Raw genomic sequence first — 22,571 nt, 5'->3', positions numbered from 1 at the left:
GAGCCCGGTGTCCGCCGCCACTTCGGCAGCGGAGCCGGTTCACCTCGCCCGGTGGCTCGCTTCCAATGGCATCGCCGCCGCGGGGCGAGCGCCAGGGCCGGACGACCCAGGGAGGAGGTACCGGCCGGTCCCACGCGGGCCGGCGCGTCACTCACGGTGCAGTACGACCTTGAGCGTGCCCGTCAGGGTGGCCTGTGCGACCAGCTCGTAGGCGTCCTCGATGCGGCTGAGGCCGAGGGTGTGGCTGACCAGCCGTGAGACGGGCAGCCGTCCGAACCGCACCAGCTCCAGCAGCCACGGTGTGGAGGACGTGTCCACCTGACCCGTGCTGATCGTCACGTTCTTGCGCCACAGGGACTCGAGATGCAGCGCGGCCGGCTTTCCGTGCGCGCCGATGTTGGCGATGTGCCCTCCCGTGCGGACAGCGCGCGTGCACAGGACGAAGCCGTCCGGTTCGCCCGAGGCCTCGATGACCACGTCGGCACCGGGTCCGTCCGACAGTTCCGCGATCATCGTGCCCGGTAGTTCGGCGGCGTCGGGCCGCACACGGGCGGCGGCCTCCAGCCGCGCGCCGGACAGGTCCACCACGATGATCCGGCGGGGCGAGTACAGCCGCGCGACGATCACCGACGCCAGGCCCACCGGACCCGCGCCCACCACGACGACGGTGTCGCCGGGGGACACATGCCCGTTGCGCACCCCCACCTCGTACGCGGTGGGAAGGAGCTCGGAGAGCAGGATCGCGTCGTCGACCGGAAGGGCGGAGGCCGGGTGAGTCGAGTGGTCGGCGAAGGGAACCCGCACGAACTCCGCCTGAGTCCCGTGGATCAGACTGCCCAGGATCCACCCGCCGCCCTCCTGACACTGGCCGTGGATGCCGTCACGGCACGACCGGCAGTTGCCGCAGGCCGAGACGGACGACACGATCACCTCGTCTCCGGGGCGCACGTGGTGGACCTCGCGGCCGGCTTCCAGGACTTCACCGACGGCCTCGTGACCGAGGATCGTGCCCGGCTTCACCTCGGGGAGTTCTCCCCGCCGGATGTGCAGGTCGGTGCCGCACACCGTGGTCGCGTCGACGCGCACGATCGCGTCGGTCGGACTTTCGAGCGCGGGGTCGGGGGCGGTGTCCCAGGAGACGTGTTCCGGGCCGTGGTAGACGAGTGCTCGCACAGTACTCACTCCCCTCGCCCCCTCACCTCCACGGTCACCCCGGCGGGAACCCCGGGCAACACGAACGCCGAGCCCGCCTGCCTCAGCCCGGCTCCATGAAGGGCCGCCGGAACACGGGGGCCTGTCCGGCCCCCCACGGCCGTACCGCGGCCATCGCCCGGGCGACCGCCGACTCCAACGGCCCGCCGGTGTCGATCGCGACGGCCTCGGGCCACGGCGGCTCCCCGGCCGCCATCGCCGTGGCGACGGCGGCGTCGGCATCGGAGACCCCCGAGGGGCGTGTCCGCAGTCGCGCCGCCGACACCTCGGCGGGCACGTGGCAGTGCAGGGCGACCAGTTCGGCACCGGTGCGCTCGGCCATGTGCACGGCGGCTTCCCGCTGCGCCCCGGCGGACCACGAGGCGTCCAGGACGACCGACTCGCCCGAGGACAGCAGAGCCGCCGCGCGGTCGAGCAGAGCGGCATAGGTCCGGGCGGTCCACTCGGGCGTGTACAGGCCTTCGCCGTAAGCGGCCGCCGCGGACCGTTCCGGAGGGATGCCCGCCAGTTCCTTGCGGACGCGGTCGCTGCTGAGCAGCGTGACGCCCAGCCGGTCGGCCAGCGCCCCGGAGAGCGTGGACTTCCCGCTGCCCGGCAGCCCGCCGACAAGCGTCAGGCTCACGGCCGACGTGCGCAGGTGGCGCAGTGCCGTCGCCACCAGCCGGCGCGACGCGGCCTCGGCGCCGGGGGCGCCCTGGCGCGCCTGGACCAGGGACACCTTGGCCCGGACGAAGGCGCGGTAGGCGACGTAGTGGTGCCACAGGGAGGGCGGCGCGGGGTCTCCCGAGTACTCGCTGTACTGGGCGAGGAAGTACGCGGCGGCGCCCGGCGCGCCCAGTTGCTCCAGGTCCATGGCGAGGAAGGCCGCGTCGTCGAGGCCGTCGACGTAGCGGAGTCGGTCGTCGAACTCCAGGCAGTCCAGGACCCGGGGACCGTCGTCGAGGCAGAAGATGTCGTCGGCGAGCAGGTCACCGTGACCGTCGACGACGCGCCCTTGCCGGATGCGGGTGTCGAACAGCCGCCTGCGCCCCGCGAGGTAGCGGCGGACCAGCCGCTCGACCTCTTCCAGCCCCTCGGGCACGACACCGCCTTCCGCCTGCGCGCGCACCTGCCCGAAGCTCGCCTCCCAGCGCGACGACAGCGCGTCCCGGGTGCCCTGCTCGTCGACCTCCGGGCCGCGAGGCGCCCCCGCATGCCATGCGGCGAGGTTCCGGGCGATGACCCGCAGGACGTCGTCTACGTCCGCCGCTCCCTCCCGCACCAGCTGCGCGAGGCGGCGGTCCTCGGGCATGCGGCGCATTACCACCAGCGGCTCGGGCGCCTCCACGCCAGGGCTGCGGACCTCACCCACGCCCAGATAGACGTCGGGAGCGAAGCGACGGTTGAGCGCGACCTCCCGCTCGCATGCCGCCCATCGGGCCGACGGCGTGGTGTAGTCGAGGAACTCCAGGTCGACCGGCTTCTTGAGTTTGCAGGCCCGGTCCCCGACGAAGAACACGATCGCGGTATGGGTCTCGCGCACCTCCGCCCGGGGCAGCGGCCCACCGCCGTGCCCGGCACCGGAACGAAGCACGGACGGGTCGCCCCGGGACAGGTCCGGCTCACTCATGGGGAACGACGGCGACGGGACAACGCCCGTGATGGACGGCGGCCTGGGCCACCGGGCCGGGATGGCGAGCCGGCCCGTGACGGTGCACACGTCGGCCCACGACCAGCAGCGCGGCGTCCTCGGCCGCCCCCAGCACGGCCTTGGCCGGGCTGTCGAAACGGAAGCTGCCGATCACCTCGACGCGGGGGAACTTCTCGCGCCAGGGTTCCAACGTCTCCCGCAGCTGTGTCCGCGACTCCCGCGTCAGTTCATCGGTGACGTCGTGGTCCACGCCCCACGGCACATACGCCTGAAGGGGAATGCTCCAGCCGTGCACGGCCCGGAGCGGCACGCCCCTCGCTGCCGCGGTGGTGAAGGCGAAGTCCAGCAGAGCGTCGCAGGGGCCGGGCATTTTCAGGCCCACCACCACGGGTGCCGTCCGCGCCGGGGGCTCGGCGCCGCTCGCGGCGCGGACCAGGACCACCGGCCGCTCCGCGCGTGCCACCACCGGCATGCTGACATCGCCCATGAAGTACGCCTCCGCGGACTCCAGACCCCGCGATCCGAGCACGAGCATCTCGGACTCGGACGCTGCCTGCAGCAGGGCCCGCTGGGCGTCGTCGGCCACCAGGTTGCCCACCACGGACAGGCCCGGGTGCCGTGCCTGGAGCTCCGCCCGCACGCTGCGCACCAGACGCTTCGCCCAGTAGTTCTGGTCGATCTCGGCGGGGCCCAGGGCCGGCTCCGGGGCGAGCAGCGGCCACGCGTGCAGCAGACGCAGGGTGAGCCTGCGCCGTTCCGCCTCGTCGGCGGCCCAGTGGGCGGCCGTGAGACTCTCGGATGAGCCGTCGAGGCCCACGGTGATGACGGGTTGCATGGCGGCGGCCTCCGTCCCGTAAGAAGCTGGATGTGACGGTGAGCGGCGGTGAACCAGCCCGGTCGATGGCCGCTCGGACTCTCGCCGACATGGCCGGGTGCGGAGTTCCGCCTCCTTCGAGGAGTACCCCAATCACCTGCGAGGCGCATGTGGACCCGTGAAGGAGCGGACCGGATGGGGAGTGAGGCCGGAGGGGGAGTGGTGACCGGAGGAGGAGTGGTGACCGGAGGAGCGGTGACGATTCCCCTCGTGGTCGGAGTCGACGGGTCCGAGGCGAGTCTCGAGGCGGTGGACTGGGCGGCCGGCGAGGCGGGTCGGCACGGCGTGCCGCTGCATCTCCTTCATGCGACCGCGACGGGCGACCGCCACGCGTCCGACGTGGTCGGAGCCGCCTCCGAGCGAGCCAGGGCAGGCGCCCCCACAGTGCCGCTGTCGAGCGAGGTACTGCCCGAGGATCCGGCCTCCGCCCTGATCGGCAAAGGGCGCAACGCTTTTGCGCTGGTGCTCGGGTCCCGGGGGCTCGGAGACCTCGCCGGAATGCTTCTGGGCTCGGTCAGCCTCGCCGTGGCGGCCCGGGCGGACTGCCCGGTCGTCGTTGTGCGCGGCGCGGCGGAGCACAGAGGGGACCGCTTCGGAAGCGTCGTGGTCGGCGTCGAGGAGGGAGGGGGCAGTGGCACGGCACTGGAGTTCGCGTACCGCGAGGCCGATGTGCGTGGCTGCCGACTGGTGGCGGTGCACGCCTGGACCGCACCGCTCGGCGCCGCTCCGCCCCGTCAGGGCTCCTCGTGGGACGTGCTGGAGCGCCGCCGCCGCACGCCGGCGCAGGTGCTGGACGAGGCCCTGGGGCACCCCTCCGACCGGTACCGCGACGCCGCGGCGATCCGGCGGCTGGTCGAGGGACCCGCGCGCCGGGCGTTGCTGGACGCCGCCGCGGAGGCGGACCTGCTGGTCGTCGGTGCCCGCAGACGACAGGGACACCTGGGTCTGCAACTGGGACTGATCAACCACGCGGTTCTGCATCATGCGCCCTGCCCGGTGGCCGTCGTGCCCCAGAGATGACCGTGTTCGGCCGCGCGCGGACGGCGATCACCGCCACCGCGGGGCCGGGCGGTGGCCGGGCGGGAAGGGGCCCGGCGGGGACTTTCGGCCCTGGGACCGGGCGCCGTCGCCGTTGGATGGTTGATGAGGAACGGACGCCCCGATCCGCGTGGTGCCCGTACCCGATCGGTCCCCACCGAGGAGGAGGAAGGCCGTGCCGCACACAGTGGAATGGAAGGTTCGTCTCCATCTCTTCGAGGACGACGAAGGAACGACCAAGGCCCACGTGGTGCTGGACACCGGCACCACGGCGCTCACCGGCCACGGAACCGCGCACCGTCACCCGGCGGACGCCAACGTGCCGGAGATCGGCGACGAACTGGCGGCCGGCCGGGCCATGCGCGATCTCGGCCGGCAGCTGCTCGACACCGCCGAGCGTGACCTCGAAGGTGTGGGCGCGGGCCCGGCGAGGCCACAACAGGTCACCACACCGCCCGCGTGACCGGAGGCAGGCCCTGGGCCGGCCCGCGCGTCACCCCCGGCTCCCAGGGTCGTCCGCGGCCGCCTCCTCACCGCTGAACCTGCAGTCGACGTCCACCACGCCTTCCACCGCCCGGACGAGGCGGTCGGCGACCCAGCCGAGCGAAGGGTTGTGAACATGCCCTCGCAGCGTGACGACTCCGTCCCGCACGGACAGTCGGACGGTGTGAGCGACGGTGGGGAAGAGGTAGGACACCACAGTGCGGCGGACCTCCTCCTCGATGTCCTCGTCCGCTCGGAGGAACACCTTCAGCAGATCACCGCGGCTGACGATGCCACGCAGCGCGGCCTGGTCGTCGACCACAGGAAGCCGTTTGACGTGCCGCACGGCCATGATCCGGGCAGCCTGACCCAGTGTGGCGTCCGGGCGCACCGTGATCGCGGGGCTGTTCATCAGTTCCCCGGCGGTCACCGCTCGTGCCTTGGCGAGATCGGAGAGACGCCGGAGCTGTTCGACGGGGGTGAGTTCACGGTCCCGGAACTCCTCCTTCGGCAGCAGGTCGGCATGGGACACCACGCCGACGACCCGCCCGTCGTCGCCCGTCACCGGCAGGGCGCCGACCCTCCGCTGTTCCATGATCCGCACGATGTCCTTGAAGCGCGCGTCGCGTCCGACGGTCGCCACCGACCGGGTCATCACATCACTCACGATGTGAGGGGTGTCAGGCATGTCGTCCATCCTCGGAGCGGCGTGACGAAGGGACCGTCTTCTCCAGCATCACCGCGACCCGGCTCGGCGCAATCGGACGCATGCCGAGGCCCCGGGGCGCGTCTGTGTCGCGGCCGTTGGCGCACGGTGCGACGGTAAACACAGGGAAATCCGCGGGAGCCGTGAACGGAAGGCGGTGGCGAGGATGGAACAACCCTTGGTCGTGGGCGTCGACGGGTCGGACTCCAGTCTGGCCGCCGTCGACTGGGCGGTGGACGAAGCGGCACGGCACGGTCTGCCCCTGCGGCTGCTCCACGCCTCACTGTGGGAGCGCTATGAGAGGGCCCGGCCGTCCTTGTCCACCGGACGCCCGGCCGAGGAGGTCATGGAGCAGCACATCATCGGCTCCTGCGTGGAGCGCGCCCGGCTTCGCGACCCCAAGGTGAAGGCGTCGGGCGAGGTGGTGCCCGACGACGCCGTGTCCGCGCTCCTGCGCACGGCGCACGAGTCGTTCGCCCTGGTCACCGGCGTCCGTGGGCGCGGCGATGTCGTCGGCCTGCTGCTGGGATCGGTCAGCCTCTCGGTGGCGGCGCGCGCCGTCTGCCCGGTCATCGTGGTCCGTGGCGCGGAGCGTAACCGCCAGGGGTCGTTCGGCCGGGTCGTGGTGGGCGTCGGCGACTCGACGGGGGGAGTCGGCGCCGTCCGGTTCGCCCTGCGGGAGGCCCAGGTGCGAGGCTGTGCCCTGACGGCCGTACGGGCGTGGCGCAGCCCCGCCCACGACCACCCGGACCCGGCCCGTCAGGACGCCGGCCAAGGGGAGCCCGGACCCGGGGAAGCCCCTGCCCCGGGGCACCAACAGCGGGCGTCCGACCGCCTCGCCGAAGCCCTCCGGGAAGCAGTACGGGAGAGCCCGGAGCTGGAAGTGCACCGCAAGCCGATGGAGGGCCCCGCCCACCGGGTCCTGCTCGACGCGTCGACCGAGGCGGACCTGATCGTCGTCGGTGCCGTCCGCCGGCACGGCCGCTTCGGCCTTCAGCTCGGCCGGACCGCCCACACCCTGCTGCATCACGCGGCGTGCCCCGTCGCCGTCGTCCCCCAACCGGTCTGACATGAGCCGCGACGGCCCGGTCCCGACAGCCTCCACCGCGCAGGAGGCGGGGGACGCGTCGGAATGGACCTGGGAGTACGACGGCTACGACCCCTCCGCCGAGCGGCTGCGTGAATCCCTCTGCACACTCGGCAACGGCTACTTCGCCACGAGGGGCGCCCTACCCGAGTGCCGGGCGAGCCTGGTGCACTACCCGGGGACCTACGCGGCCGGCTGCTACAACCGCCTGGAGTCCACCGTCGCCGGGCGGAAGGTGGTGAACGAGGATCTGGTCAATCTCCCGAACTGGCTGCTGCTGCGGTTTCGCCTGCGCCCCTCGGGAGGAGAGTGGGGCTCGTGGTTCTCCCCGGACAAGCAGCCCCTCCTGAACCACCGGCACATCCTGGACGTGCGCCGCGCCACGCTCACCCGAACCTTCCGCCACCGCGCCGATGGAACAGGCGTACTCGCGGTGGAGCAAACCCGCTTGGTGCACATGGGAGACCCACATCTGGCCGCGCTGCGGACACGCTTCACCGCGGAGGACTGGTCGGGAGACATAGAGATCGAGTCCGCCCTGGACGGCGAGGTGATCAACGGCAACGTCCATCGCTACCGCGCTCTCAACCGCAGCCACCTGACCCATGTGCGTACCGGAGCAGGGGGGCCCCACACCATCTGGCTGAGCTGCCGGACCAGCACCTCGGAGATCGCCGTCACCATGGCCGCCCGCACGGTGGTCGCCGATCCCTCCGGGGCCGCCGGGGAGTTCCGCCCCGCCCGTCACCGCGCCGTCCACCGTCTCGTGGTCCCGATCGGCCCCGACCGGCCCGTCGACGTGGAGAAGACCGTCGCGGTGCACACTTCGCACGACCGGGCGATCGGTGACCCGCTCGAAGCCGCGGTCGACCGGGTGGCGACGGCGGCGGGTTTCCCGGAGCTGCTGGACTCCCATGCCGCCGCCTGGGAGCGGTTGTGGCGCCGCGCCGAGCTCCGGGTACCCGGCGCGGCCGGCCGAACCCTGCGCTTCCACCTTTTCCACGTACTGCAGACGCTGTCGCCGCACACCGCCGAGCTGGACGTCGGGGTGCCGGCCCGGGGGCTGCACGGTGAGGCCTACCGGGGACATGTCTTCTGGGACGAGTTGTTCGTCCTGCCCTACCTCAACCTGCACTTCCCCGAGGTCTCCCGGGCCCTGCTGGACTACCGTCACCGGCGCCTCCCGCGCGCCTGCCGCGCCGCCGCCGCGATCGGCAGAACCGGGGCGATGTACCCCTGGCAGAGTGGCAGCGACGGCCGCGAGGAGACCCAGGAGTGGCATCTCAACCCGCGCTCGGGCCGATGGCTCCCCGACCACTCCCGGCTCCAGCACCACGTGGGATCGGCGGTCGCCTACAACGTGTGGCAGTACTGCGAGGCCACCGGCGACACGGAGTACCTGCACACCAAGGGCGCGGAGATGCTCCTGCAGATCGCCCGGTTCTGGGCGGACGTCGCCGTCCTCGACGCCGACACGGGCCGCTACCGGATCCGCGGTGTCGTCGGACCCGACGAATACCACGACGCCTACCCGGGTGCGTCCCGGGCGGGTCTGGACGACAACGCGTACACCAACGTCACCGCCGCCTGGGTCCTCGGCCGCGCCCTGGACCTGCTGCGGCGCCTTCCCGCATGGCGCAGGGACGAACTGTCGGAGCGCATCGGGCTCCGCACCGACGAACTGCCCCGGTGGGAGGAGGTCTCCCGCAGGCTACGGGTGCCCTTTCACCAGGGTGTCATCAGCCAGTTCGAGGGCTACGACGACCTGGCCGAGCTCGACTGGGACGCCTACCTGGCGCGCTATGACAGCATCAGGCGGCTGGACCGGATCCTCGAGGCCGAGGGCGACACCGTCAACCGTTACAAGGCGTCGAAGCAGGCCGATGTCCTCATGCTCGGTCACCTCTTCTCACCGGCCGAGCTGCGGCGGCTGTTCCACAGCCTCGGCTACCGGCTGGACGACGAATTGTGGCGCAGAACCGTCGACTACTACCTCCGGCGCACCAGCCACGGGTCCACACTCAGCGAGCTCGTCCACGGTCTGGTTCTCGCCCGTGCGAGACGCGCCGAGGCATGGCGCTTCGTGCAGGACGCCCTCGAGGCGGACATCGCCGACCTCCAGGGCGGTACGACCGGTGAAGGCGTCCACCTCGGAGCCATGGCAGGAACCCTCGACCTCGTACAGAGGGGGCTGACAGGGCTGGAGACCCGCGAGGACGCCCTGTGGCTGGACCCGGTCCCTCTGCCGGCCCTCTCCGAGTACGGCTTCTCGCTGCGCTACCGAGGCCACTGGGGTGTGGGTGTCCGACGCCGCAGCGGCCAGTTGGAGATCGGCGTACCGGACTCGGAGGAGTCGCCGATCCGCGTGGTGCTGGCCGACCGGGCGGTGACCGTCGCGCCGGGGGAAACCTGCACACTGACGCTGCCCGGAAGCTGAGGCCCGGTGCCGCCTGCCTGCCTGACCGCCCGCCTGCCTGCACTGCCCGCCCGCACCGCGGGCCCGCCCGCCTGCCCGCCGGCACCCGCGGCCCGTGGGACGCAGCCGTGCGAGACACCCGGCGAGGGTGCACCCTGAAGGGGCGAGGGTCCTCCTCGTGGCGGTCTCCGGGGCGACGACGGGAGCGGTCGATGGCACCCCACGCACTGCACCGTCCGGCTGCGGCCTCGCCACGGACGTGAACCGGCGCGAGGACGACCGGCAGCCGGCCGCGGAGGACGACCCGCCTCGGAGCACGAACCCCACCACGGGGCTCTCGTCCCACGAGGCCGTGCGGCGACTGGCGCTCCACGGGCCCAACGAACTCCCCTCCGAGCCGCGGACACCGGTGTGGCGGCGCGTGCTGCAGCAACTGCGCGATCCGCTCATCCTCGTGCTGCTCGCGGCCGCCGTCCTCACGCTCGCCACCGGTGATCTTTCCGATGCCGCCGTGATCCTGTTCGTGATCACCGTGAACACCGTCGTCGGAGTCGTCCAGGAAGTACGGGCGGAGCAGGCGGTCATGGCCCTGTCCGCCATGAGTGCCCCGGCCGCCAGGGTGGTCCGCGACGCCGCCGAACGCTCCGTTCCGTCGGCCGAGGTGGTACCGGGCGACCTCGTCCTCCTGGCCGAGGGAGACATCGTCCCCGCGGACGCGGACGTGCTCACCTCGGCCTTGCTGCTGGTGGACGAGTCGTCGCTGACGGGTGAGTCCGTCCCGGTGGAAAAGGCGCCGGGCCCGGACCCTTCGCGCGGTGCGGTGGCGGCGGGCACGGTCGTCGTCCGCGGCCGCGGGCGTGTCGTGGTCACCGCCACGGGAGCCGGCAGCGCGCTCGGCCGGATCGCCTCGCTGATGGGCGTCGCTCCCGGTCTGACACCGCTGCAGCACCGTCTGGCGAGGTTCGGCCGGACTCTGGCGGTCGTCATCTTGGCGCTGTGCGCCGTGGTCCTCGCCCTGGGGCTGGTGCGGGGACAGCCCGTCGAGCTGATGATCGTGGCGGCGATCAGCCTCGCCGTCGCCGCCGTCCCGGAGTCGCTTCCCGCCGTGGTGACGCTCGCTCTCGCTCTCGGGGCACGGCGCATGGCGGACCGGCACGCCATCGTCCGCAGATTGCCGGCGGTGGAGACACTGGGGTCCGTGACGGTGATCGCGACCGACAAGACGGGCACCCTGACCGAGGGACGCATGGCGGCCGAGCGACTGTGGACCCCACGCGCGGAGGCCGCTGTCGTGGGGACGGGGTACGAACCCGTGGGGCGCGTCGTGTGCGACGGCGAGACCGTGACGGCCACCGACGCGCCCGACCTCGAGGCCCTCCTGCGCGTCGCCATATTGTGCAACGACGCCGCCGTGGAACCCGCGACGGACGGCACCGGGGAATGGACGGCGCTCGGCGACCCCACGGAAGCGGCTCTGCTCGTGGCCGGGGCACGCCTCGGGCTGGACCGGGCGGCGCTGGACCAGGCATGGCCACGCCTGAGCGAGATCCCCTTCGACAGCGACCGCAAGCGCATGACGACCGTGCACAACAGCCCGGAGGGCGGCGTCCTGGTCGCGTGCAAGGGCGCACCGGAATCAGTGATCCGGTCCCAGGTTCTGGCCGACGAGCCCGGACTGCTCGACCGAGCGGCCGCACAGGCGGAGAGCCTGGCACGTCAGGGATACCGGGTCCTCGCCGTCGCCTCGGCCGGTCACCGGGACCCTGCGCGCATGCCCCGGGCACCCGAGTCCGCCCTCACCCTCCTCGGCCTCGTCGGCATCCTCGACCCGCCCCGCGGCGCCTCCGAACCCACCATCACCGCGTGCAAACGTGCGGGCATCGTCCCCGTGCTCATCACCGGCGACCACCCGCTGACGGCCCGGGCCGTCGCCGGCCGGCTGGGCATGGCCGCCGGGGACGACGAGGTCACCACGGGCGACCGGATCAGGGGCGGCACAGCGGGTGACCTGACGGGTGTCCGCGTCTACGCCCGGACCACACCGGAGCAGAAACTGGACATCGTGCAGGCCTGGCGCGGGGCCGGGCACGTGGTGGCGATGACGGGGGACGGCGTCAACGACGGCCCCGCCCTGCGACAGGCCGACATCGGCGTCGCCATGGGGCGGCGCGGCACCGAGGTGGCGCGTCAGGCGGCCGATCTCGTGCTGGCCGACGACGATCCGGCCACCATCGTGTCGGCCGTCGAGGAGGGGCGCCGGGTCTATGCCAACGTGCGCCGCTTCCTGCTCTACGGATTGGCCGGAGGGACCGCGGAGATCCTCGTCATGCTCGTAGGCCCGTTCCTGGGCATGCCACTGCCCCTGCTGCCCGCGCAGATCCTGTGGATCAACCTGCTCACCCACGGCCTGCCGGGCGTCGCACTCGGCGCGGAACCCGTGGACCCCGGCACCATGCGACGTCCGCCCCGGCCGCCGGAGGAGAGCGTGCTCGGGGCAGGCCTGTGGCCCCGCATCCTCTTGATGGGCGCCTTCATCGCCACGGTGACCCTGACGGTCGGCCTGTGGGCCCGCGAGACCGGACGTCCCTGGCAGTCCATGGTCTTCCTGGTGCTCGGCGCGACCCAGCTCGGTGTCGCGCTCGGCTCCCGGGCCCGCCCCGGAACCATGGCCAATCCCTTCCTGCTGGTCGCCGTCGGCGCGGCGCTGGGCCTCCAGGCCGCCGGTGTCTATCTGCCGCCCCTGCAGGACCTGCTGGGCACGGAACCGCTTGCCCCGGCAGACTTTGCGATCGCCTGTGCGCTGTCCGGCCTCGGCCATGTCGTCATGCGTCTCCAGACGCGGCTGAGACCGGAACGCCCGCCGCTCGCCCGCCCACCGGGGTGTTGAGCGGCCGCCGGCTCCGCACGACGGCCACCCCGGCGCCGCCTTCGTGTGACGAGGCCGATCAGGCGGCGTCGACGCCGTGTTGCGCCTCGGCCGGTGCCGGGGTCAGACGGAAACCCGTGACGAGGTCGGGGTGGATACGTACCGCGTGGTTCAGCGGCTGCGCGACCCAGGGCCGGAACAAACCCCTGTACCGGCGCAGTTCGTCGGCATTGGTCACGAGGTGGGCGAACCCCGTGACAACGACGCTCCAGCCCAGATGTGTCTCGGGATCGATGGAGTCCGCCTCGTAGGCGACGACGACGGCCGCGCCGGACGGATCGCCGATGGCGGACAGCGTCGTACCGTCGTTGAGGCGGACCACCAGGTCGTCGCCGTCCACGTAGTGATTGACCGGTCGGATGGCAGGCAGCGCGTGCTGTGTGAACACGATCCGCCCCAGGGATACGGTGCCCAGAAGCGCCAGCGCCTCGGCCCGGGACAACTTCGTCAGATGCTGTGGCGCTGCCTCACGCCGCTGTTGCCCTTGTTGCTCGCGTTCACTCATCTCGTACACCCCCAACTGCGAGGGCGCCGGATCTGCCGCCGCCCACCGCCCAGCATGTCCAGCACCAGTCCTCCTGGACCAGGGCCGTATGACCTCGGCGCCCCGGCAATCGGGCCATGCCGAGCGGCAGCGCGGGTCACCGGTCGGGTGCCTTTCATGGGAACGAGCCGGCGACGGCACGGTCGATGCCCAGGAGGCGGAACACCAGGCCGACCCGTTGCGGGACGTGGAGCAGCTCGAGCCGGCTGCCGTTCGCGAGGCACCGGTCCCGCAGCCGCGTGATCAACTCGGCGCCCGACGAGTCGCAGAAGGTGATGCCCGACAGATCCAGCCGAATGGCACGGCGGGGCCCCGCGGTGACCGAGACCAACTCGGGTTCGATCCGGGCGGCCGTGTAGGTGTCCAGCTCACCGGCCAGGGCGACGGTCGTCCCAGTCCCATTGCGTGACTGGACTGTCAGCGTGATCGGAGTGGTAGTCATGACGCGCCGCCTCCCGAGTGCTGCATGTGCCGGCAAGGCCAGACCATCATGAACAAGACGCGCGGCGGGAGGTCCGCAGGCCCCCTTTCAAGGGCCCGAAGGTCCTGCATCCAGGTCCGCCCGGGCCTCGGGCGGGCGCGTCCAACAGCCGCCCGACGGTCCAGCCGCCCGACGGTCCTCGTCCGAGCCCGGACACGATGCGGGCCCGGCAAGGGCCGTTCGGCCCTGTCCGCGGGTCCGGCCGGGCCTGTCGCGGTGCGGGCGAACGGTGCTTCACTCAACGTGACGCAGTGAGCCGCCCAGGCGCGCGGACGCGGACGGGCCGCGTACGCGACCGGAACCCGCGAGGGGCGGAGGGCGAACGCGGCTTCTCCCGACTTACTGGCGGAAGCAGGCGCCGCGACACCTCGCCCGGCCGCCGGCCGGCGTCCCCACCTACCCGAGGTGCACGATGCCACCGATCATCACAGCAGGCGTCGACGGTTCCACCGAGAGCATCGCGGCCGCCGAGTGGGCGGCCCGCGAGGCCGTGCTGCGCAAGGCTCCGCTGCGCCTGTTGCAGGCAGGTTATGAGCCGCCGCCCCGGACTCACCTGCCCGAGGTGGACGTACCTGCGGAGCGTCACGCCCACGCCCTCGACAACGCCGTGCGCAGACTCTTGTCCGGCCACCCCGGGCTGGACATCGATCCCGTCCGCACGGCGGACCCACCGGTGGACGCGCTCGTGCGGATCAGCCGGGAATCCGTGCTCCTCGCTCTCGGGTCACGCGGGTTCAGCGCTCTCCAGGGCTACGTGATCGGGTCCGTCGCCCTCGACGTCACCGCCTCGGCCCGGGGGCCGGTCGTCCTGGTGCGGGCGGGGGAGCGGGCGGAAGAGGAGCACGTTTCCGCCGACCCGTCCACCCCGGCGGAGGCGACGCCGTTCCGCCCCGTCGTGCTGGGCCTCGATCTCGAACACGCGGGTGAAGCACTCACAGCCTTCGCGTTCGAGGCGGCACGGGCACGCCGGGCGCCGCTCCGCGTCGTGTACGCGTGGCACGCACCCGCCTTCCCCACCCGTGGGCATGCGCAGACCGCCGCACCGACACCCGACGAGGACACACCGCGCAGCGAGCGGCGCCTCAGCCTGGCAGCGGCGCTGCACCGCTGGCGGAACGCGTATCCGGACGTCACGGTCACCGATCACGTGACGGACATGCACGCCGCCCACGGACTGCTGTCGGCCGCGAAGGACGCGAGCCTTCTGGTCGTCGGGCGCCGCGACAGCGCCGGCGGACGCCTCGGTCCCGTCACACACGCCGCGATCCACCATGCGGCGTGCCCCGTCGCGGTCGTTCCCCACGAAGCCTGAGGAAAGGACACGGTCGTTCCGCCCGGACGAAGCCTGAGGCAAGCACACGGGCAAGCGACCCGGGGTCACCGCAGTCGGCGCAGGTACGGGTCACGTGGTTCCCGCGGCTCCAGCCGGATCCGCACGTCCAGCAGGCTGACGCCGTCGGCGCGGGCGAGCAGCGGGTTGGCGTCCAGCTCGGCGAGTTCGGGCACGTCACAAGCCAGCCTGCTGAGCCGGAGCAGCACCTGCTCGATGCCCGCGACGTCCACCGCCTGCCCGGCCTCGGTCCCGAAGACGAGGGGCGCGCACCTCGGCTCGCGCATCAGGTCACTCACGTCCACGTCGGTCAGCGGAGCCAGCCGGGCCGCGTGGTCGGCCAGGATCTCGGTGGCCGTGCCGCCCAGCCCGAACAGCACCAGTGGGCCGAAGACCACGTCCTGCACGACACCCGCGAAAAGCTCGGTGCCGCGCGCCGCGAGTGGCTGGACGACCACGCCGGTCATCCGGTCCCCGAAGCGTCCCGCCAACTCCCGGTAGCCGTCACGTACCTGTGAGGCGCCGCGCAGATCCAGCACCACGGCGCGCTCGGCACTCTTGTGGACCAGACCCGGCCAGTATGCCTTGAGGACGACACGCCCGCCGCGCCCCGCCAGCCGCTCCGCGGCGAGGACGGTGTCGGTCTCGTTCTCCGCCCACGCCCAGGGGCACAGGGGCACGCGGTAGTGGCTCAGCAGCTCCGCGACCGTCCTCGGATGCAGCCATCCACCCCCGGGCTGCCCGGCCAGGAACCGGTCGACGACCGCCCGCGCGGCCTTGCCGTCCACGTCCCTCAGCTCCGGAACCGTACCGGGCGGACGCGCGAGCCAACGTGCCCGCGCCACCGCGTGCGCCAGCGCACGGGCGGCATCCTGAGCATCCCCGTAGGCGGGCACGGACCCGGCCGGTGAGGCCGGCAGGAGCGTGACGCGCGTACTCTGCGACGGCAGGACCGCCACGACGGGCCTCGGCCGGCCGGAGTCCTGTCGTGTCACGGAGCGTACGAGGTCGTCGCCCACCGCCGCGGCTGCCGCGGTCGGTACCAGCACCACGAGTACCGCGTCCACCTCCGGGCACTGGGCCACACGGTCGACGGCCCGGCGCAGCTGGGCCTCCCCGATCGCCGCAGTCGTGTCCACGGGGTTGCCCGCGCTCGCTCCCGGAGGCAGATCACCCGCCAGAAGGGTGGCGAAATCCCGACTGAACTCCGGCACGGAAAGCCCCGCTTCCGCGCAGCTGTCGGCCGCGAGCACGCCGACGCCGCCCGCGTTGCTGACGACCGCGACGCGCGCCCCTGTTGGCAACGGTTGTGACTTCAACAGCGCCACGACATCCAGGAGTTCGCCGAGCGAACGCGTCGCGGTGATGCCCGCCTGGGTGAACAGCGCGCCACGAGTCATCGTGGGTGTGGCGGCGGCCGCCGTGTGCGAGGCGGCGGCGCGCCGCCCGGCCGTGGACCGTCCGGCGTCCACCGTCACGATGGGCATGGTGCGCGAGACCCGGCGGGCGGTACGGGAGAAGCCGCGCGGATTGCCGAAGGACTCCAGGTGCAGCACGGCGAGGTCCGTACACCCGTCACACTCCCACCACCTCAGCAGGTCGTTGCCGCTGACGTCGTACTTGTCGCCGAGCGAAACGAACGTCGAGACGCCGACGCCCAGCCGCGACAGACCGTCGAGCACCGCGATGCCCACTCCGCCGGACTGGACGCCCACACCGGCCGTTCCCGCGAGCGGCGTACCGGCCGCGAAGGTGGCGTTCAGGCGTACGTCGGGCGCCGTGTTGAGCAGACCGAGACAGTTCGGCCCGACCAGACGCATCCCGTACCGGCGGCAGAGCGCCAGCAGCCGGGACGCCTGCGTGCGGCCGAGCCCCGCGGTGAGCACCAGCACGGCGCGCACACCGGCCTGGCCGCACTCCTCGGCGACGTCCGGCACGGCGGCCGCAGGCACGGCGAGGACGGCCAGCTCGGGGACGTACGGCAGGGCGGACACCGTCGGATGGCAGTTCACCCACTCGATCAGCTCCGCATGCGGGTTGACGGCTCGCAGGAGACCGGCGTACCGGCCGCCGCGGATGTTCCGCAACACCGCCCGGCCCACGGAGCCGGGCGTCCGCCCGGCCCCCACCACGACGACGGACCGCGGCGCGAGCAGCGGACGCAGGCTGGCCACGCCCGCGACACCCGCGCGCGTGTCGAGGGCGGTCAGATACGGCTCGGTCGACGTCAGATCGACGACGCAGTGCACCTCGGGGCCGTCGAAGGACCGCTCCACACGCAGCCCGAGGTCGGCGAAGACCTTGAGCACACCGCGGTTGGCGCTGAGCGCGTCGGCCGTGAAGGCGGTGACCCCCGCCCTGCGTGCCGCGTCGGCGAGGTGCTCCAGCAGCAGGGTGCCCAGACCGCGGTGGTGCTGGTCGTCGGCGACGGCCAAGGAGATGTCGGCCGATGTGGTTCCCGGCGCCCGCGTGTAGTCCGCGATGCCCACGACCCGGCCACCCGACTCGGCCAGCAGCGCACGGTATCCCTCGGGCTGCTCCGCCACCCTGGCGGCCGCCAGCTTCGCCGGGCGATGTCCCGTGGCGAAGAACCGCAGGCGCAGGTTCTCCGGGGACATCGCCTCGTAGAAGCGCAGCACCCGCTGGGCGTCGTCGCGGGCGGCCGGGCGAATCCGCACGGTCGATCCGTCCAGGAGCAGCGCGTGCGTGAGCGGCTCCGCAGTCGTCATGGGCCCTCTCCTCCTCATTCCGGAACACCACCAGCGTCCGTCGGCGGGTGGGTGCCCAGGAGGGCCCGGTGGGGCACCCATGGGGCCCGACCGGCCCCGGGCCGGACGGGCACGTTGGCCGGGCAGGCACGGGCGCGGCGCACCTGGGTGGTGGCGCGGGGGAGGGGGACGGAGACGGGTGAGGAGACGGCAGGAGGAGCGAACAGAAAAGACGAGGGCCGTGAAAACCACGCGCGTGGTGGCGGGGAGCGCCGGGCGCTCCCTTCAAGGAGCCGTGACCCTCATGAAGCGGTTGCGATCAATGCCGTAGCCGTAGCCGTAGCCGTAGCCGTAGCCGTAGCCGTAGCCGTTCCGGACGGCGAGCGGCGTGTCATCGAGCGGTGTCCGAGGCCGGCCCGGCGCCCGCCGTCACCGCGCGAGAGCCCGGGCACCGGCTCCTACCCGCCCCGTGCTGCGCGGGCGGCGAAGGGTCACGCGGCTCGTGCGGGCCGCCCCCGGACAGGCGCGGAGTGTCCGGGCGACCCCCGATGCCGGCGCGGCGTGTCCGGGCGGTGGCCTTGTGGGCCGTGTGCGCCGCGACGTCATCACCCCTGTGGTGCCCGGCTTGTCGTCAAATGGCCGAACCCGCGGGCTGGTCAGCCGCCGTCCGCGGCATCCCCGCGCACGACGACCACGGGGCAGGAGGCGTGCTGCGCACAACGCTGACTGACCGAGCCCAGCATGGCGCGGGCGAATCCACCACGACCGCGGCTGCCGACAACGAGCAGCTCTGCACCCTGCGAAGCCTGGACCAGCACCTCGGACGGGTCTCCACGGACGAGCTCCGTCCGTACCTCGGCGGGCTGCTCCTCACCGAACACGGCCGAGATCTCCTCGGAGAGCCCGCGGCGTGCCTCCTCGGCGTCGAAGCCGCTCTCCATCGCCGGGCCCGACCACCCGATCGTGTCGGGTGTGTCCCATGCCCACACCGCCTCCACGGCACCTCCGACGAGCTGGGCGTGCCGCGTCGCCCACCTCAGAGCCGCCCGGGACGAAGGTGAACCATCCACACCGACGACGATGCGCGGGACCGCTCCACTGGTGGCCATAAGCCGCCTCACTCTCCTCAGGGACCAGCATGTACACGCTGCTCCCGCGTGACGTGGCGTGCCAACCTTTACTGCTCCGTCCGGCTGCGGCCGGGCCCGCCGTGGCGGGACCGCGGGCGTCTCGCGTCGGAGGGACTCGGGCCGGCCGACGGCCTCGCGGAGCAGTGCGTGCGCCTTTCCCCCGCGCCCGGGGCTGCCTCGTGGTGCCGCCACGGGGCCCGCGGCCCCCATCCGTGGGGCGCGCCGAGCGAAAGCCGACGCCCGGCGCCCGGGCCCCGGGGGGACGGTCGGCGGTGGGCAGGGACCGTTCGGCCCTGACACTCGCCGCTCACTCGTCCCACAGTGGGAGGTGCACGTCCTGTCAGGTGAGGAGCCGGTGATGTCTCGCACAGTGACCGTCGGCATGGACGGCTCGCGGGAAAGCTTCGCGGCCGCGCGGTGGGCCGCCGAAGAGGCCCTGCTCCGCGACCGTCCTCTCCTGCTGCTGAACGTATGGAGCCTCGATGCCGCCCCCGTGACCCGCTCCGAGGACACCGCAACGCTCCGTCGCCGCGCCGAGACCCTGCTGCACACCGCGGCCGGAGACATCCGTCGTGACCGTCCCGCAGTGCGGGTGGAAACCCGTCAGACGGAAGGCGACCCGGTGGAAGTGCTGTGCGCCGCCGGCGAGAGCGCCGATCTCCTGGTCCTCGGCTCCCGGGGCCTGGGCGGCCTGGCCGGCTTCATCGCCGGATCGGTCTCGCTCGCGGTACTGGCGCGGGTACGCCACCCAGTGGCCCTCGTCCGGGCCCCAGACCCTGCGGACGCCCCGGAGCCCGGATCGTCGGGCGACGTCCTGGTGGGTCTGGACGTGGAATCCGGCGCCTGCGACCACGTGCTGTCCTTCGCGTTCGCCTCCGCCGAACGCCACGACTGCGGGCTCCGCGTCTCGCACAGCTGGTCCCTGCCACCGGTGTACGGGCCGGACACGGGCGGCGTCCTCCCGGCGATCGTGGCGGACTTCGCCACCGAGCGGCGCAACGAGCTCGATCGCATCGTCGCTCCCTGGGCCGGGAAGCATCCCGAGGTCCCGCTCACCGTCGACTGCCGTCCGGGACGGCCGGCGGCGGACCTGGTGGCGGAGGCCCGGCAGGCCCGGCTCGTGGTCGTGGGCCTCCGGCACCGCGACAGTCCGCTGGGCACCCGTGTCGGTCATGTGGTCCACGCCCTGGTGCACCACGCGCACGCCCCGGTCGCCGTCGTACCGCACAACTGACACCGCTCCGGAGGGACAGGAGGCGCCATGGAATCCCGCTACGTGTACGACTTCTCCGAGGGCGACCGGGACATGGCGGACCTCCTCGGAGGCAAAGGAGCCAACCTCGCCGAGATGACCCGCATGGGCCTGCCGGTCCCTCCCGGTTTCATCGTGACCACCGAAGCCTGCCGGGTGTTCCTGAGCACCGGTCGTCCCCCGCCCGAACTCGACCGGCAGATCGGCGAGCACCTGGCCCGCCTGGAGCGGGCGACGGGCAGAAAGCTCGGGCAGGTGGACGACCCGCTGCTCCTCTCCGTCCGCTCCGGGGCCCGGTTCTCCATGCCGGGCATGATGGACACCGTCCTCGACATCGGCCTGAACGAATACGCGGTCCTCGGCCTCGGCAAGTCGCCGGACCGTGAACGGTTCGCGTGGGACTCCTACCGCCGGCTCGTCCAGATGTTCGCCGCCACCGTCATGGGAGTGGACGGGGCTCTCTTCGAAGACGCCCTCGCCACGATCAAGCGGCAACATCACCTCGCGGACGACACCCGGCTGGACACCTGCGACCTCATCCGGCTCACCGAGACCTACAAAGACCTCGTCCACGACGCGACGGGCGAGGAATTCCCGCAGGACCCGGCCGAACAGCTCCGACGGGCGGTCCTGGCCGTCTTCGCGTCCTGGAACGGGGAGCGCGCCCGGCTCTACCGCCGCCGCGAGCACATCCCCGACGACCTGGGCACCGCCGTCACCGTCCAGGCCATGGTCTTCGGCAACCTCGGCCCCGACTCCGGCAGTGGCGTCGCCTTCACCCGTGACCCCGCCACCGGCCGCCCCGGCCTCTACGGCGACTACCTCCCCAACGCCCAGGGCGAGGACGTGGTCAGCGGAACCCGCAACACCGTGCCACTCCAGGACCTGGAGCGACTTGATCCGGCATCGTTCGCGCGGCTGCGCACCTGCGTGGAGCGGCTGGAGGCCCACTACCGCGACCTGTGCGACATCGAGTTCACCATCGAACGCGGCAGGCTGTGGATGCTGCAGACCCGCGTCGGCAAGCGCACCGCCGAGGCCGCTTTCGCGATCGCGGCACACCTGGCCGACGAAGGGCTGATCACCGCCGAAGAGGCACTCACCCGGGTCGACGGTGCGGAACTCGCCCGGCTGATGTTCCCCCGCTTCGAGGCCACCCGTACGCATCAGGTGATCGCCCGTGGCATCGCCGCGTCGCCCGGCGCGGCCGTGGGAGCCGTCACCTTCGATTCGGCCGAGGCGGTCGCGAGGGCGGCCGCGGGGGAGAAGGTCGTCCTCGTCCGGCAGGAGACCACTCCCGACGACCTGCCCGGGATGGTCGCCGCCGAGGCCGTGCTGACCAGCAGGGGCGGCAAGACCAGCCACGCCGCCGTCGTGGCCCGGGGCATGGGCAAGGTCTGCGTGTGCGGAGCCGAGGCCATGACCGTCGACGCCCGTCGGCGCACGCTCACCACGTCGTCCGGCGCGACGGTCGCCGAGGGGACGGTCGTGTCCGTCGACGGGACCGGCGGAGTGGCCTACCTGGGCGCCGTGCCCCTGGTCGACTCCGCCGCCATGGCGTACTTCGACAGTGGCGGACAACCGCCCGGCCCCGAGGCACCGCAGGTCGTCCACCACGTCCACCGCATGATGCGGCAGGCCGACGACGTACGCCGGATGGAGGTGCGGGCCAACGCCGACACCCCTCAGGACGCCGCACGCGCACGCCGCCTCGGCGCCCAGGGCATCGGGCTGTGCCGCACCGAGCACATGTTCCTCGGAGACCGGCGCCCCCTGGTCGAGGCCATGATCCTGGCCCGGGACGACAGCGCGCGCGAGGCGGCCCTGGCCGACCTGCTGCCGCTGCAGCGGGAGGATTTCACGGGCATCCTCGAAGCCATGGACGGGCTCCCGGTCACCATCCGGCTGCTCGACCCGCCCCTGCACGAGTTCCTCCCCGACCGCACCGAGCTCTCCGTACGCCTGGCCCGGCTCGAGGCGTTGGGCAGGACTCCCCCTCCGCGCGACATCACCCTGCTGGCCGCAGTGAACCGCCTGCACGAGGAGAACCCCATGCTGGGTCTGCGCGGCGTCCGGCTGGCCCTGGTGGTGCCCGGACTGGTCGCGATGCAGGCGCGTGCCGTCGCCGAAGCGGTCGTGGCACGCAAGCGGGCCGGCGGCGACCCACGGGCGGAGATCATGGTGCCCCTGGTGGACACGGTGGAGGAGTTGCGCCTGGTACGGCACGAGGTCGACCAGGTCCTGCACGACGTCGCCACTGAGTCCGGCATGCCACTGCACTGTCCGCTCGGCACCATGATCGAGCTGCCCAGGGCCGCACTCACCGCAGGGCGGATCGCCCGGGACGCCGAGTTCTTCTCGTTCGGCACGAACGACCTCACACAGACGACATGGGGCTTCTCCCGGGACGACGTCGAGGCGGCCTTCTTCTCCGCCTATCTCGACAAAGGCGTCTTCCGGGCGTCCCCCTTCGAGACGATCGACCGCGAAGGGGTGGGGCGGCTGGTGGAGATCGCCCTGGCGGAAGGCCGGAGCACCCGTCCGGGCCTGACGACGGGGGTGTGCGGCGAGCACGCCGGCGATCCGCAGTCGGTGCACTTCTTCCACGCCGCCGGAATCGACTACGTCTCCTGCTCACCCTTCCGCGTTCCCGTGGCGCGCCTGGAGGCGGGCCGGGCCGCGCTCGGCCCACCTCCCGGGACACCCGCCGGTACATGAAACCGGCTCGTGGTGCGCACAAGCCGCCGTCTGCCT

Annotated in this window: 16 protein-coding genes; 8 read left to right on the top strand and 8 right to left on the bottom strand. The window is 72.6% G+C overall.

Annotated elements, in window-relative coordinates:
* Positions 1-147: 147 nt before the first annotated feature.
* The 3 genes from ACY34K_RS25030 to ACY34K_RS25020 form a co-directional block, all read right to left on the bottom strand.
* Complete coding sequence (locus tag ACY34K_RS25030; RefSeq protein ID WP_462750950.1) at positions 148-1,173, bottom strand: alcohol dehydrogenase catalytic domain-containing protein; 1,026 nt, start codon at positions 1,171-1,173, stop codon at positions 148-150.
* An 82-nt stretch (positions 1,174-1,255) separates the two neighbouring features.
* A complete protein-coding gene (locus ACY34K_RS25025) occupies positions 1,256-2,734 on the bottom strand; it encodes a bifunctional aminoglycoside phosphotransferase/ATP-binding protein (RefSeq protein ID WP_462750948.1) in 1,479 nt (492 codons plus the stop codon).
* A gap of 79 nt (positions 2,735-2,813) precedes the next feature.
* Positions 2,814-3,677, bottom strand: a complete 864-nt coding sequence (locus ACY34K_RS25020) for a universal stress protein (RefSeq protein ID WP_462750881.1) — start codon at positions 3,675-3,677, stop codon at positions 2,814-2,816.
* 234 nt (positions 3,678-3,911) lie between these two features.
* On the opposite strand from ACY34K_RS25020, the gene ACY34K_RS25015 reads away from it, so the two are divergent.
* Positions 3,912-4,736, top strand: a complete 825-nt coding sequence (locus ACY34K_RS25015; RefSeq protein ID WP_462750880.1) for a universal stress protein — start codon at positions 3,912-3,914, stop codon at positions 4,734-4,736.
* A 193-nt stretch (positions 4,737-4,929) separates the two neighbouring features.
* Positions 4,930-5,217 (top strand): DUF1876 domain-containing protein, encoded by a 288-nt coding sequence (locus ACY34K_RS25010; protein WP_462750878.1) that lies wholly within the window; start codon positions 4,930-4,932, stop codon positions 5,215-5,217.
* Between the two features lie 30 nt (positions 5,218-5,247).
* Here ACY34K_RS25010 and ACY34K_RS25005 read toward each other — a convergent pair whose 3' ends face one another.
* Positions 5,248-5,925, bottom strand: a complete 678-nt coding sequence (locus ACY34K_RS25005; protein WP_462750876.1) for a CBS domain-containing protein — start codon at positions 5,923-5,925, stop codon at positions 5,248-5,250.
* Between the two features lie 184 nt (positions 5,926-6,109).
* On the opposite strand from ACY34K_RS25005, the gene ACY34K_RS25000 reads away from it, so the two are divergent.
* From ACY34K_RS25000 to ACY34K_RS24990, 3 genes are all read left to right on the top strand, one after another.
* On the top strand, positions 6,110-7,012 hold the full coding sequence (locus tag ACY34K_RS25000) for a universal stress protein (protein ID WP_462750874.1): 903 nt from the start codon (positions 6,110-6,112) through the stop codon (positions 7,010-7,012).
* A gap of 1 nt (position 7,013) precedes the next feature.
* A complete protein-coding gene (locus tag ACY34K_RS24995) occupies positions 7,014-9,467 on the top strand; it encodes a glycoside hydrolase family 65 protein (RefSeq protein ID WP_462750872.1) in 2,454 nt (817 codons plus the stop codon).
* 157 nt (positions 9,468-9,624) lie between these two features.
* Positions 9,625-12,333, top strand: coding sequence for a cation-translocating P-type ATPase (locus ACY34K_RS24990; protein ID WP_462750870.1), 2,709 nt, complete (start codon positions 9,625-9,627; stop codon positions 12,331-12,333).
* A 58-nt stretch (positions 12,334-12,391) separates the two neighbouring features.
* On the opposite strand, the gene ACY34K_RS24985 is transcribed toward ACY34K_RS24990, so the two are convergent.
* Positions 12,392-12,877, bottom strand: coding sequence for a pyridoxamine 5'-phosphate oxidase family protein (locus ACY34K_RS24985; protein WP_462750868.1), 486 nt, complete (start codon positions 12,875-12,877; stop codon positions 12,392-12,394).
* Positions 12,878-13,031: 154 nt separating this feature from the next.
* The gene (locus ACY34K_RS24980) at positions 13,032-13,358 is read right to left on the bottom strand and encodes an STAS domain-containing protein (RefSeq protein ID WP_462750866.1); all 327 of its coding nucleotides are present in this window, start codon (positions 13,356-13,358) and stop codon (positions 13,032-13,034) included.
* 451 nt (positions 13,359-13,809) lie between these two features.
* Here ACY34K_RS24980 and ACY34K_RS24975 point away from each other — a divergent pair, with 451 nt between their 5' ends.
* A complete protein-coding gene (locus ACY34K_RS24975; protein ID WP_462750864.1) occupies positions 13,810-14,709 on the top strand; it encodes a universal stress protein in 900 nt (299 codons plus the stop codon).
* Between the two features lie 65 nt (positions 14,710-14,774).
* Here the strand turns inward: ACY34K_RS24975 and ACY34K_RS24970 are convergent, their stop codons facing one another.
* Both ACY34K_RS24970 and ACY34K_RS24965 read right to left on the bottom strand, forming a co-directional pair.
* On the bottom strand, positions 14,775-17,456 hold the full coding sequence (locus tag ACY34K_RS24970; RefSeq protein WP_462750862.1) for a bifunctional acetate--CoA ligase family protein/GNAT family N-acetyltransferase: 2,682 nt from the start codon (positions 17,454-17,456) through the stop codon (positions 14,775-14,777).
* A 635-nt stretch (positions 17,457-18,091) separates the two neighbouring features.
* Positions 18,092-18,544, bottom strand: a complete 453-nt coding sequence (locus tag ACY34K_RS24965; RefSeq protein ID WP_462750860.1) for a universal stress protein — start codon at positions 18,542-18,544, stop codon at positions 18,092-18,094.
* A 379-nt stretch (positions 18,545-18,923) separates the two neighbouring features.
* Here ACY34K_RS24965 and ACY34K_RS24960 point away from each other — a divergent pair, with 379 nt between their 5' ends.
* Together ACY34K_RS24960 and ppdK are read left to right on the top strand one after the other, a co-directional pair.
* Complete coding sequence (locus tag ACY34K_RS24960; RefSeq protein ID WP_462750858.1) at positions 18,924-19,799, top strand: universal stress protein; 876 nt, start codon at positions 18,924-18,926, stop codon at positions 19,797-19,799.
* A 27-nt stretch (positions 19,800-19,826) separates the two neighbouring features.
* A complete protein-coding gene (gene ppdK, locus ACY34K_RS24955; RefSeq protein ID WP_462750856.1) occupies positions 19,827-22,535 on the top strand; it encodes a pyruvate, phosphate dikinase in 2,709 nt (902 codons plus the stop codon).
* Positions 22,536-22,571 lie beyond the last annotated feature (36 nt).

This window comes from Streptomyces sp. STAM6 (assembly GCF_054963715.1).
Note: the sequence above shows the minus strand (reverse complement) of the source record. Positions and strands in the feature narration are given on the sequence as shown.